Consider the following 14,555-nt stretch of genomic DNA (forward strand, 5'->3'; position numbering starts at 1 on the left):
TCAATCATCCTCTTCGTTATTAGGTGGAATTTTCGCTGTTTGTGATAGTCTATTACCTTGTCAGCTAATAGCGAAACCCCAAACACAGACTTGTAAGACATTTGTAACCAGATTGTTACCCTCTTCATCGTCTTGTCATATTAATTCGTTCTTTAACTTAGAACAGTTAAAAAAACAATGATAGTTTTGCACTATTTTACTTGCAGAAAAATGCGGTTGGTCGTATGATAAAAGTATAAATGAACCGAGACGTAAGTCTCTTTCACCCGTCCTCGTTTAGATACAGCGCAACAATTGTATGCATCTAAGTTCCTGCTTTTCTCCTCGTTACAAAGACAATGAAAGGTGTTGCTAATCTACCTAGAGGGAGTCGTTATCATGCAGATAATTAAGTTATTCGGCCTGGTTTTTACCGTTCTTTTTATTTTTGTCGGTTGTGCTGAAGATGAAACGGTGATTCACTCAGCGCCAAGAGAAGAGATTACTATCCCTCAAACACCCGATACAATGTCGAGTGTTTTGACCCAATTAAATACGATTGAACCTAAAGTCGCTTTAACATTTAATGGTTTAGCTCGTCAGTCCGAAATGGAGAAACTCGTCGGCCAGCTTGATTCACTAAATATTAAAGCGACCTTTTTTATTCAAGGCATGAAAATCCGAACAGAACCAGAATTAATTCGTTATTTACTTGACCGTGGTCATGCTGTTGAAAACAATACCTTGAATCATGTGCTTGTTGACGGGCTAAGTTATGAGGAACTCTACCAAGAGTTATTTTTAACGAACCGCGCCTTAGAAGAAGGGTTTGCTATCACACCGGCTTATGTTCGCAGTCGTTCAGGTGACTCGTCAGAAGCATTTAACTATGCAGCTGCTGCTTTAGATTTACAAGTCGTCTCGTCAAGCATTAATCCGCGTGACGCCGATATGCAATCCGCTGAAGAAATTACCGCTTATGTCGACCGCTTTTTAACGAGAGGCAGTATTATTCAGCTAAACACTTACTTGAATCCGGCTGTCATCGAGGCGATTCCCTTGATTTATCAAGCGGCGACCAATAAAGGGCTTACCTTAACAACACTTGCTGACCTTGAGAAGGCAGCTTTACCTGTTTCAACAGAAGATTTCAGCAATAAATTATCTGAAGAATCAGATTATGAAGCAGTTAAGCCTGTCGTGATTGATCATTTTCAAACCGATGAACGCGTACTTAGTCTGACCTTTGACGACTACGCCAGCGAAGCAACAACGGTCGCCTTACTTGATATTCTTGATCAATACAACATCAAGGCTACGTTTTTCTTTATCGGACGGGGGCTCGCACCTAACCCCCAACTTGCGCGTCTTATTTATAGTCATGGACATGGCGTCGCTAACCACTCTTACAGCCACCAAGTCGTCACAACCCTAACGGCAGAAGAGCTACAAAAAGATGTCATTAAAAATGATCAACTGATTGCACAAGCGATTCAAGCGAAACCTCTGAACTATTTTAGACCACCGCAAGGGTTGATTGATGATGAACGCGCAAAAATCATACAGGCAACCGGGGTTGATTATATTATTTTATACGACGTGGCTTCTTGGGACTGGAACATGGACATTAGTAGTGATGACGTCTTTAATCGTGTCATTGAACGAACAGGACCAGGTAGTATTATCACCATGCATTTAATGGATGATGCGCATACACTTGACGTGCTCCCCCGGATTTTAGATCATTACCTTGCCGCCGGGTACCGGTTTTTAACATTAGAAGAGATGATCACAGACTATAAAGAAGGCGGGGAGCGTTATGAGTAAACGCGAAAAATTCACCTTACTAAGACCCGAACGCCGCATGCTTTCCCACGTGCCCGATCCCGAAGGCATTCGCCATCACTTAGATCGACGTGGTGAAGATGCAGGGCATCAACATGCCGACACCAATGTCAAATATAAAGATGTGTTACACGGCCGCCGTTATATTACTGGCTTTCCCGTTGCCTTAAAACGACGAAAACAGACCTATCACTTGCGATGCGTTGATATTTCTAATACCGGTATGTTGGTTGAAGAACGCGCGGAACGGCCACTAAAGCTAGAGGAAGCAGCGCGTGTGGAAGTGAAAGCAAAAATCCCAAGTGGCGCCATGCCTGAGGGCTATGAATCTTCGATTCATTTAAAAGCAAACGTAGTTCGACGTTTTGATAAAACGATTGACGGTGAAGCATACACCTACGTTGCCCTGCAATTTGAACAACCGATCGATCACTACTTGAATAAGAAAAAATGGCAACTCTCGATTTTTTCAGCCAGTTTGTTTTTACTGTTTATCAGTTTTGTCATTGTTCTCATGCGTGCAGAAAGCATCATCTACTTCCGCTTCAACAAAGCACTTTATTTTTATAGCATTGTCGCTGCAAGCTTCTTACTCAGTCGTTATGTCTTCGGTATGCTGTACCGTCCCTATAAGCTCGATATGACTTATCACCCGGGTGTTTCCATTGTTATCCCCGCCTTCAATGAAGAAGCGTGGATTGAACGGACGATTCACTCTTGTTTAGACCAAATGTATCCTTTGGAACAACTCGAGGTCATTGTCGTTGATGATGCTTCAACAGATCAAACGGAACAAAAAGTCCGGCATGCGCTAGAAAAATTAAACCTATTAGGTGAACGGTTTAACATTCACGAACGTCTTACCTATCATCGATTTTCAGAAAACCGCGGTAAACGTGAAGCGTTGGTCACAGGCACCGCTTTAAGCAAACATGATTTAGTTGTCTTTGTGGATTCTGACAGTTTCTTAGAACCGAATGCCATCGCGAACTTGGTTCAACCATTCAAAGACCCTAAAATGGGTGGAGTTGCAGGCCGAACTGATGTAGAAAATAAATACACCAATGCCCTAACAAAGTTACAAACGGTCCGTTATTACGTTGCCTTTCGCATCATGAAAGCAGCTGAATCAACCTTTGACGCCGTGACTTGTTTATCTGGTCCTTTGTCATGTTATCGGAAAGCGTTAATTGAACGTTATCAAGATGACTGGTTAAATCAAACGTTCTTAGGACAAAAAGCAACCTTTGGGGATGACCGGAGCATGACGAATTTTATTTTGAAACACCACCGTACCAGCTACCAAGACCAAGCGGTTTGTTCAACCGTTGTGCCTTCGTCGTACCGAGGCTTCTTAAAGCAACAAATGCGCTGGAAGCGCTCATGGTTAAGAGAATCTTTACGCGGGCTCACCTTTATGTGGAAAAAAGAACCGTTTATGTTTCTCTTTTTCTTTATTGGCCTTGTCGTTCCGATTCTTGCACCTGTGATTGTTCTGTACAATATGGTATACGTCCCTTTAACCTATCACGTGTTCCCGACCACCTTCTTAGTTGGGTTAACGCTCATGGCATTGATGCTTAGTTTTGCTCATCTTTTGTTTAAACGCTCAAACATGTGGGGCTTCGGTTTACTATTTGTCATCTTTTATGAATTTGTCTTACTCTGGCAGATGCCCGTTGCTTGGGTCACCTTTTGGAAATCAACTTGGGGGACGCGTGAGACACCAGAGGATATTCGCGCTAAAGAAAAAGCCAACAAGCGTAAAGTAAACCGTCGACTAAAACGCAAACTAAAAGCTGATAAAGCTAGTCATGGGGTGAAATAATGCGCAAAAACAAAAATAAAATTAAAGTCTTCAAGTCAATCATTGAACTAATCGTCATTGTTTTGTTAGGCATTGTCATTGTTCGGGCCATCTTTTTCACTGAACACTATCAAACGTTAGACGCCGATAGCTTCACGAACAATGATGCCTTTATTGCTTTATCTTACTTTGGTGTAGATCGTAGTGGCCAAAGCAAATACATTAAAAAAGAACAATTAGAGCTTCAGCTTAACACTTTGAAACAACAAGGATTTGAGACAATTTCGCAACAAGACATTTTAAACTTTTACCACGAGGGGACGCCGTTACCTCGTCGCGCATTATTTCTTTCGTTTGAAGACGGACGAAATGACTCAAGTATTTTTACTCAACCGCTTTTAGAAGCATTAAATTACAAGGCCACCATGTTTACCTATGCGGACAAAATGGAAAGTAAAGACACCAAATTTTTGAAACCAAAAGATTTAACCAACATGAGCAATAGCGGGTTTTGGGAAATTGGTTCGAACGGTTATCAACTCACTTATATTAATGTATTTAATTCCAAAGGTGAAGCCCTTGGCGTCATCCCAGAAAATGCCGTTCCAGATAAAGCGGACATTGAATACTATAACCATTATTTGATGGATTATTTTCGTGACGGCTTTATGATGCCAACCGAAACACGCCGAGAAATGGAAGCACGCATCAACGCTGACTACGAAGCGATGCAAACCATTTATCAAACACAGTTTGAAATGCCTGTTCAAGCTTATGCTATCATGCATGCCAACCGCTTATATAATACGATGGATCCTGATGTTGAGGCAGCTAATGATCAAGCCATGAAAGATCAGTTCTCCCTCCATTTCAACAGAGATACCACCAGCCTTAACACCCGTGAAACGGATATTTATAACTTGAGTCGTCTTCAAGTTGCCCCGTTCTGGTCAGTGAATCACTTACTGATGCGGATCAAAAGCGACAGCGATCTTCCGTTAGCTTTTGAGACGGGACCCGGAGATCATCACGAGGCTTGGGAGACGAATCAGGGTGTCGGTTATTACGACGAAGCGCAAATCATTCTTACCAGCAATCCTGAGGAAGAAGTGATTTCCACTTTAATCAACCCGATTGAAACGCCGTTTGAAGTGTCTACAAAACTAAGCGGCTTTGTCATGGGCGAGCAGTCCCTTTATTTAAATCATCAAACTGCACCAGAACGCTTGAAGTTTAGCCTGAGTCAAAATCAATTGACCATTTCGTCTTTTGATACAGAAAAGCAGACAACCTCCTTGTTGTACCGTCAATTGTTAGATGACATCGCTTGGAACGGTGAAGATTACCGGTTCAGTAAAGCGTCTGTCTACAATTTTACGGACACGCAACAAGGCTCGCGAATTAATCACGTTGCTTTTCCTAACACCTTAAAAAACAATCGCCGTTTACAATTAACCGTTACCGATAACCGTATCACCTGCTTTGTTGATGGTAAGTTAATTTTTGACTACGCCAACGATTTGTCCGTTAATTACACCTTACAGTTGGCCGGTCAAGCAACTGATGAAGAAGCCGGGTTTGAACAATACCGGGATACGATTTATGATGCAACCTTTGAGGACTTTATCATTAAAGACGTTGATCATGATACCGTCATTTATACGCAGCAACTCTCGACCATGAAACGCTACTGGAAACACATCAATAATTTCTTTTCAACTGCTGTGGATTACTTTATCGATACTTTTTGATGAGAGGATGAATGATCGAATGGGACACAATCGCTATCAACTTATCTACATGCTCACTGTGCTATTCATCCTCTCAGGTTGCATGGCAAATGATGCAGATGTTTTAGTAGAACCTGCACCAGCAAATCAAACAGATCCAACAACATCCTTATGGTTGGTTGATTGGGAAGACCATTTAAGTACCAAAGACTTAACGACCATTAACACACCGATTGACCAGCTCTTGTTATTTACTGTCTACTTTGATGCCAATAACGACCTTTATTTAACCGATGAGGGATTAGCACTGATTGAACAAGTGAAAATGAAGCACAACGAGAGCACCCATTATTTAACCTTTGTGAATGATCAATTTCTAACAGATGGCTCCACCATTCAAAAAAGTCCAGCTTTATTAGAAGCCCTTTTAGCTTCTGAGACGACAATTGAACAGCACATCGAGGCAATCGTCACCTTAATTTCGACACACGACGTCTTAAATGTAGAAATCGATTACGAACAAATCCCTAACCACTTAATCGATCCATTTCTAACCTTTATCACGCAATTAAATCAGCGCTTAACAGCAATTAGCGCAGACCTGCGTGTCGTATTGGAACCTAGCTTTCCTATTGAAGACGTTTCGTTACCAGAAGACGTTACCTTTATTGTGATGACTTACAATCTCCATGGTTTTCACGGTGGCCCTGGCCCTAAGACCGATTACCAGTTATTAAATCAACTAACCGAAGCCTATAAACCTTATGGCCGACAAATCGGTTACGCCTTAAGCAATGGCGGTTTCTTTTTTAGTGATCAAGATACGATTGTGGCGCTGACTGAAGCTGAAATTGTATCCCTAATCGAAACCAATCAACTCGTCCCAACACGTGATCCTAAGAGTGACGCAAACTATGTCAGTTTAAGTTTAAACGGAGAAACAGGCATTCTTTGGTACGCTGACGCGGTAACCTTAACCAACTGGTCCACATTTATCTCCAACCATAGCACGCCCGCTGATATTTCAATTTGGCGTGCTGGTGGAATCAGTGATTATACACGCACTTTTTTTGACACGTACAACACACGCACCGAATGAAAGCGAGGGAGAAAATAATGACGGACATGATTGCTGTGATTGGACTCGGATACGTCGGGTTGCCCCTAACCATCACCTTAGCTAATCATTATCGTGTGATTGGTTATGATTCTAACGAAGCTAAAATCACTAAACTGCATGCCGGCATTGATTATACCGATGAAGTCGGGGCAGGTGCACTGATCAATAGCTCAGCTCAATTTACCCATTCAAGCGCAGAAATCGAAGCTGCGAATATCTACATTGTTACCGTCCCAACACCGGTGCATGCTGATAAAACGCCTGATTTAAACCCGCTAATCAATGCGTCACAATTGATTGGTCCTTATCTTCGGGTAGGAGACATGGTGATTTATGAATCAACGGTTTATCCCGGCACAACTGAGGAAGTCTGTGTACCGATTCTTGAGCGTACCTCACGTCTTTATTTAAACGAAGGATTTAGTGTCGGCTACTGCCCCGAGCGGATTAACCCAGGTGACAAGGCACATACTGTGACCACGATTAGTCGGGTCATTAGCGCCAGTAATCCCGAGGCACTGACGAAAGTCACTGCCATTTACCAGCACGTGACCTCAGGTGAGCTTCATGTGGCACCTTCAATTAAGGTAGCAGAAGCGAGTAAAGTCATCGAAAATGCACAGCGTGACGTTAATATTGCTTTCGTCAATGAATTAGCCATTGCCTTTCATTACATGGGGATCGACACCCAAGATGTTCTTGATGCAGCAAACACGAAGTGGAATTTCCTGAACTTTAAACCGGGACTGGTCGGGGGGCACTGCATCAGCATTGACCCCTACTACTTTATTTACAAAGCTGAACAGCTCGGGTACCATTCACAGCTGTTAGCATCCGCACGGATGATTAATCAACAAATGGCAAACTTCGTCACCCAGGCCATCATTAAACAAGCTCTAAAAGCCAATAAAGGGCTTCCGATTGATCGGATTGGTATCCTTGGCGTTACCTTTAAAGAAAATTGTGCCGACTTAAGAAATTCCAAAGTTTTTGATATCATCGAGGCGTTAAAAGATTACAACATTGATGTGTTGGTTCATGACCCTATTGCTGATCCATTACTCGTCGAACGAGACTATCAGCTCAAGCTCGCGTCACTCGATCACTTTAAAGCGTGTGACGGGATTGTTGTTGCGGTTGGCCACCAGTTTTATCGTGATGATTTAACCGCTAGCGACCTTAAAGGCATGCTTAAAACTGATCGTCATCTCGTCTTCGATTTAAAAAGCATTTACCCAAAAGCTGACTTTGAAGCACAAGATTTGAAAATGTGGCGCATATAAATGCTCTGCGAACGAGAGCTTAGGCGGACTGATGTTGGTCAGATCGCTTAAGCTTTTTATCTGACAACGCCTAGAAGTAAGCACCTTGATTAAACAGCCACCACGTAGATGCTCGGTCTCTACTTTCACCTTTTCAAGCGTCACGCTTTCAACACGACCTCTCCAGAAGAAGCACGCCTTCCCCTCTTAATTATACAAAGCTTATACGTCGACAACCTAATTTTTGCTTGCTATACTATAGCTACATTACATAAACAGAAAAAACGGAGGATAACGCATGCACTTACTTTTAAAATACCGAAAAATCGTTTGGGTCTTGATGCTGCTACTAATAGCTGTCGGCGTCTTTACCTACATCCAATTACCAAAACGGGACATCCCAGAAATCAATCAAGAATTAGCGGCGATTTCTGTTGTATACCCCGGGGCTACCCCAGCGACCATGGAGAAAGCGATAACCAATCCGGTTGAAGACGCACTCGACGGGATTGACGGCATCACCGATCTTAACTCCACTTCAACAAATGGTTTCGTTAATGTTACCGCTGTTCTTGATGGTGCGAGTGACGCAACAACGACTTATCAAGCCATTAATCAGGCGATTAATGATGTAAAAGGACAGTTTCCCACTGAGGTGCGTTCTGTCAGTGTCAATACCGATTTAATTCAAGCTAACGTTGAGACCTATCATCTTTTAAGTCGCGACTTAGGTCCCTTGTTAAACTTACGTCCCACTATTGATCAATTTGTCGAAGACTTGCTTGCGATCAATGGCGTAAAAGGTATTGATCTCCGCGGTTTACCTGATGAACGTCTTTCGGTCAGTATCGAACCTGAGTTGCTTGCTCGGTATCAACTGCAACCAAACGCAATCATTGAAACTTTGTCTGAGACCCTGTCTCCGACAGCACTCGGTTCAGAAGAAAAAGATGGTGAACTTGTCTCCTTATCCCTACCAGGTTATCAATCCCTGGAAGACTTAAACGAAACAATTGTCACGACGAATGAGAATGGACCCATTCGCTTAAAGGACGTCACGACAATCACGCGTGATACAGCAGCGATTGATACGTATATCCATCAAGATGGTCAATATGCGTTATCGTTAACGGTCCAAGCAGAAGATGGCATAAACATTCAAAGTTTAGAAGCACCCTTAAATGCTGCAACCACGGCTTTTGAAGAAAGTTTACCTCCTGATGTCAGTCTGAACACATACTTCAGCCAATTAAATATTATTGATGACGTTTACGCGTCACTGTTACAATCGTTATTTATTTCATTAATTGCCGTGATGGTCATTATGATTCTCGGTCTGCCGATCTCATCTGCGATTATCGTCGCGCTGGCAATCCCTTTATCAATGGTCATTGGCCTCATTCCTTTACCTTATAACGGGGTTGATTTAAATCAAATCTCGATTATTGGGATCATTGTTGCGATTGGTATTTTAGTTGATGATGCGATTGTGGTAAATGACAACATCGAACGCCGCTTTCGTCTCGGTGACAACGCCTTAGACGGTGTCTTAAACGGCATCAAAGAAGTCCGCGTCTCGATCATTACCTCAACGTTACTGATTGCCTTTAGCTTTGTGCCACTCACCTTTTTATCAGGGAGTAATGGTGACTTTATTCGCGCCTTACCGTTAGCACTTGTTTACACCGTGCTAGCTTCAACTTTACTAGCTTTAACATTCATGCCAACCTTACGGTTTGCTTTAAAACAGCAGAAAGATGCGCAACCTACACGCAGTGGACTATTAAGTGGCTTATTCGATAAATTAAGTGATGTTTACGCCGACAAAGTCATACCATTCAGCTTAAAACGACCCCTGTTAACGATTGCGCTTACGTTTGTCATGACGCTTGCTATGCTCAGTACGTTCTTCATCGTTCCCTTTGAATTCTTCCCAGCAGCTGAACGTGAAGAAGTAACCATCACTGCCCGTCTAGATGAAGGCACTACACTTGAAGCAACACGCGAACGCTTAATCGCCATTGAAGAATACCTAAACGAACAGGCACCTGAAGTAACCGAAACAACCAGCTACGCTGGACGTGGTCTCCCTGCCATTTTTGGGTCAACGCTCACAAATTCAGGCGAGAATACCGGGCAGATTGTTGCACGCGTTGACCTCTCATCAACCAAGGTCCTTGATTTTATCGATCACTATGAACAAGACTTGCGGCAACAGTTTAGTGACGTTCAACTTGAATTATCAACCATTGTCTCTGGACCACCGGCAGGACCTGATGTTGCCTTAGATATTCAAGGTGAAGACTTAACGACACTCACCACTTACGCCAATGATTTATCCGCAAAACTTGATGCCCTTGATTCGACAAAACTCGTCAAATCAAATGCTGTAACTAAACCGGTTATTGAATTAAATATTGATGAACCGGCACTATTCAATTATGGTTTTACGCGTCAGCAAGTTGAAGGGTTAATGCAGCTTGCGAATATCGGGGCACCGATTGGTACCTTTGACAACGGCAAGGACCGCTTACCTGTCAATGTCACTTATAATGATGGTGATCCTGACGGTTTAGCTTTATCAGCACTTGAGTTGGCTAGCTTTAGCGGGGAATCACCGGTACCGACCATCGTGCCGTTAGCCGATTTCATCAGTGAAGAACGCAACGAACAAATCAGTGCCATTAACCATATCAACGGAGAACGCACCGTCACCTTAGCAATCTTTAGTGATGGTGATGATTTTGCTCGTGACCTTGATGCAGTGCTAAATGATTTTGAAGAGACGTTACCCACGGGCATCACTATTGTTGAAACAGGTGAACAAGCGAGTCAAACTGCATTCTTCTTAGAAGTTGGGAAACTCTTCTTAGTCGTCTTGTTTTTAATTTATATGACGCTTGCGATTCAATTTAATTCACTAACTACACCGCTTTTAGTCAGCGCGACCATTGTCTTAGCGGTCAGTGGGGCAGGGCTTGGTTTGCTTATTTCCGGAGAACCACTCAGTTTCCTAGCGGTCCTTGGTATCGTCGCACTGTCTGGGGTCATTGTTCGCAACGCCATCCTTCTCATTGAATTTATCGAACAAAATCGCGATCAGTATTCATCCGTTAATGAAGCTTTCATTGAAGCTGGACGTCAACGACTCCGTCCAATTCTTTTAACGACATTAACATCGATGGCCGCACTGATTCCGATTATTATCACTGGTGATGTGCTCTTTAAACCATTAGCCGTGTCGATTGTTTACGGCATCTTGTTTGCTACGTTGTTAACGTTATTATCGATTCCACCACTTTATCTATTACTCGTTAGAGCACGGACTCGAAAAGATAAACAAGCATCGTAACGCTTAGCCGTTGATACACAAAAAATTGTCCAACAAAAAAAGCGAGACGGCCTCATTTTCTGTCGTCTCGCTTTTCTCTTTTGCATATTTTTTGTAATTCTTTATATAAAATATGCTATGATATCACTAGACTACAAAAAAAGGATGTGACATAGGTGACAAGTCAAAAACCGTTTCGCTGGTTAGTATACGGCATCTTAATTTTCACCTTGATTTACTTAATCTCTCTAACAGGTTTTATCTTTGTACCGGTTGGGTTACTGATCGCTTCAATTGCTGTGCCAATTGTTGGGGCAGGTTTACTTTTCTACATTACCAACCCGCTCGTCAACCTATTAGAAAAGTATAAAGTTAAACGGATTTTCGGTGTTTTAATTGTTTTCGTACTGATTATCCTAGTCGGCTATTTGATTACTCTTTTCCTCGTTCCACCTTTACAAGAACAGATGACGCGATTGGTTAACAATGCACCTGCGATTGCGAATTGGTTCGAAGAACTATGGATCATGTGGCAAAACAGACAAGAATTCTTGCCTCAAGCAATGGAAGATTCTGTTCAGAATGTAATTGATAATTTAGACACGTATGCAGAAAATGTGATTACTTCACTCTTTTCAGTCATTAGTTCATTATTTAGCTTTTTATTCTCGTTCGTTATGATTCCGTTCTTCTTGTTCTTTATGTTGAAAGACGGCCATAAATTCGCACCATTTATTACCCAGTTTTTCAGTGAACAAAAAGCTAAGAGTTTGAATTTACTATTGGTAAACATTAACAAAACCTTAAGTTCGTTCATTCAAGGACAGGCAATCGTAAGTTTAGTGGTCGGGATTATCTTGCTGATTGGTTACTCGATTGTCGGCCTGAATTATGCGTTAGTACTTGCCCTCTTCGGCTTATTCATGAACCTGATTCCTTTTGTCGGTCCGTGGCTTTCAGCTATTCCCGCTGTCATTATCGGTTTTTTCCAAGATCCAATGGTTGGGGTTTGGACAGCAGTAATTATGATTGTTGCGCAACAGATTGAAGGTAACTTCATTTCACCAAACGTCATGGGGAAAGTATTAAACTTACACCCACTGACCGTAATTACCGTTATTTTAGCGGCTGGAGCCATCTTTGGTTTTGTTGGGTTACTTCTTGCCGTACCAAGTTATGCTGTAGCCAAGACAATCATTAGTCACTTTTATCATGTTTATACAAACTCAAGGCCCGTCGGTCAAAAGAATATTTTTTAACATAATGTCTTCCTCCGATGATTCGGACGGAAGACATTTTTATGTTAGAATGGGGAAGGTATTTTAAAAAGCCTACATAGAAAGTGAGCGGAGCAATGTGGTTCAATTTAATGACGCTTTACATATATTAAAAGCTTATTTCGGTTATGATTCGTTTAGAGACGGTCAAGCTGACTTAATCAAATCCAGTTTAAAACAAGAAAACACCTTAGGCATTATGCCAACCGGAGGCGGTAAGTCGATCTGTTATCAAATCCCGGGCATTTTATTAGACGGAACCGCTGTAATTATTTCACCATTAATTTCTTTAATGAAAGATCAAGTCGATGCATTAGAGACATACGGGGTTAAAGCAACCTTTATTAATAGCAGTTTAGATAAAGAGACTTACATGACCCGAATGCGCGCCATTCAAGAGGGGGCATATGATTTTGTTTATGTTGCACCCGAACGTTTTGATCATGAGTGGTTTTTTAATGTGATTCAATCGATTAAGATAAGTTTCATTGCCTTCGATGAGGCCCATTGCATCTCACAGTGGGGGCACGACTTCAGACCAAGTTACCGTTCGATTATTCATCGGATTCAACAACTCCATCATGTCCCGTTTATGATGGCTCTTACCGCAACTGCTACGCCTGAAGTCATTCGTGATATCCAACACTTACTTCAGATCAGTGTGGACCATACCATCAACACCGGTTTCCGACGCGAAAATCTTCACTTTCATTTATTGAAAGGCCAAGATAAATCAACGTTCATTACCGACTATGTTAAAAACCATACCCAAGAATCAGGGATTATTTATTGCCCGACGCGAAAGACAGTTGAACAGGTCCATGGTTTATTGATTAAGAAGGGCTTTAAAGCCGCTTACTATCACGCGGGTCTGTCTGAAGATAAACGCATTTTAGAACAAAACCGTTTCATCAGCGATGAACGGACGATTATGGTCGCCACCAACGCCTTTGGTATGGGGATTGACAAAAGCAACGTGCGCTACGTGATTCACCACAGCATGCCGATGAATATTGAAGCCTATTACCAAGAAGCTGGACGAGCCGGTCGCGACGGGGAGCCGAGTGATTGTATTTTAATGTATAATCCGCAAGATGTTCAGCTGCAGAAATTTTTAATTGAACAATCCAAACTCGATGATGAGAAAAAGCAATTGGAATATAAAAAATTACAAGCAATGATTAACTATTGCCACACCAATCAATGTTTACTTGTGTATATGCTAGATTACTTTAATGACCAGTTCTCTAAAGATGATTGTATGCACTGTTCCAATTGTACCGACACAACTGAGCGAACGGACCGAACAGTTGATGCGCAAAAAGTTTTTTCTTGTGTCATCCGCATGAATCAACGTTTTGGGGCTACCTTAACAGCCAAAGTCTTAAAAGGATCAAAGGATCAAAAGGTGCGTCAATTTAAATTTGATCAGCTCTCAACCTATGGGTTGCTTAAGCACCTCACCGAAAAACAAATTGTTCAGTTTATCCATTTATTAATTGCTGAAGGTTATCTTTCACCCGGCGAAGGCCAATACCCAACCTTGAAATTGACTGAAAAAGCGGTCAAGGTCTTAAAAGAACATGCCCCAGTCTGGTTGAAAACGCCAGTGGTTAAAGAAGCAGCGGTGACAGATTATAACGCCACCATGTTTGAGGATTTACGGCAACTACGTAAAGGACTAGCCGAAGAAGAAGGGGTGCCTCCATACGTCATCTTCTCTGATGCCACCTTAAAAGACCTTACCCGGCAACTGCCAACAACGAAGCAGGCCATGCTTCAGATTAAAGGGGTTGGTGAGAAGAAGTTTGACCAGTACGGGGAGCCGTTTATGCAATACATCATTGATAAAGATCGTGAGCGCCCCAGTTACTTAGTTAGTTTTGAACGTTATCAAGGTGGTGAGACCATCCATCATATTGCTAGACGGCGCAACATTAAAGTCGACACGGTCATGGACCATCTCCTACAGGCTTACGACGACGGGGAAACGATTGATTTCACCGACTTCTTCGATGAGGAAGTGGAAAATCATGTGCTCGATGCTTATGAAGAAGTCGGTGAAGCTCGGCTTAAAGCGATTAAAGACATGGTCTACGATGAGATTGATTATAAGACGATTAAGGCCGTCCTCGTCAAACATCACCAATACGAGCAATAACGCGATCTCTTCATCTTTCGTTAAAGGTGAGCTGAATACTTGA

At 42.2% G+C, this 14,555-nt stretch carries 8 protein-coding genes; all 8 read left to right on the forward strand.

Translation table 11 applies throughout. The features are described from left to right. Nucleotides 1-378 precede the first annotated feature (378 nt). The 8 genes from DES38_RS03535 to recQ all read left to right on the forward strand — a co-directional run bounded on the left by DES38_RS03535 (nt 379) and on the right by recQ (nt 14,512). Nucleotides 379-1,806: a polysaccharide deacetylase family protein gene (locus tag DES38_RS03535; RefSeq protein ID WP_110250717.1), complete on the forward strand. Its 1,428-nt coding sequence runs from the start codon at nt 379-381 to the stop codon at nt 1,804-1,806. Next, nucleotides 1,799-3,652, forward strand: a complete 1,854-nt coding sequence (locus DES38_RS03540; RefSeq protein WP_110250718.1) for a glycosyltransferase family 2 protein — start codon at nt 1,799-1,801, stop codon at nt 3,650-3,652. The genes DES38_RS03535 and DES38_RS03540 overlap by 8 nt, the downstream gene beginning before the upstream one ends. After that, on the forward strand, nt 3,652-5,382 hold the full coding sequence (locus DES38_RS03545; RefSeq protein ID WP_110250719.1) for a polysaccharide deacetylase family protein: 1,731 nt from the start codon (nt 3,652-3,654) through the stop codon (nt 5,380-5,382). Before DES38_RS03540 ends, DES38_RS03545 begins: the two co-directional genes overlap by 1 nt. A gap of 19 nt (nt 5,383-5,401) precedes the next feature. Then, nucleotides 5,402-6,460 (forward strand): glycoside hydrolase family 18 protein, encoded by a 1,059-nt coding sequence (locus DES38_RS03550; protein WP_110250720.1) that lies wholly within the window; start codon nt 5,402-5,404, stop codon nt 6,458-6,460. 17 nt (nt 6,461-6,477) lie between these two features. Then, complete coding sequence (locus tag DES38_RS03555) at nt 6,478-7,764, forward strand: nucleotide sugar dehydrogenase (protein ID WP_245881951.1); 1,287 nt, start codon at nt 6,478-6,480, stop codon at nt 7,762-7,764. Nucleotides 7,765-8,041: 277 nt separating this feature from the next. Further along, the gene (locus DES38_RS03560; RefSeq protein ID WP_110250722.1) at nt 8,042-11,095 is read left to right on the forward strand and encodes an efflux RND transporter permease subunit; all 3,054 of its coding nucleotides are present in this window, start codon (nt 8,042-8,044) and stop codon (nt 11,093-11,095) included. A gap of 155 nt (nt 11,096-11,250) precedes the next feature. Next, nucleotides 11,251-12,333, forward strand: coding sequence for an AI-2E family transporter (locus DES38_RS03565; protein WP_110250723.1), 1,083 nt, complete (start codon nt 11,251-11,253; stop codon nt 12,331-12,333). A 97-nt stretch (nt 12,334-12,430) separates the two neighbouring features. Beyond that, entirely contained in the window at nt 12,431-14,512 is a 2,082-nt protein-coding gene (gene recQ / locus DES38_RS03570; RefSeq protein ID WP_110250724.1) for a DNA helicase RecQ, read from the forward strand. Nucleotides 14,513-14,555 lie beyond the last annotated feature (43 nt).

Origin of the sequence: Streptohalobacillus salinus (assembly GCF_003201605.1) — a bacterium.
In the GTDB taxonomy this organism is placed as follows: Bacteria; Bacillota; Bacilli; order Bacillales; family Amphibacillaceae; genus Streptohalobacillus; species Streptohalobacillus salinus.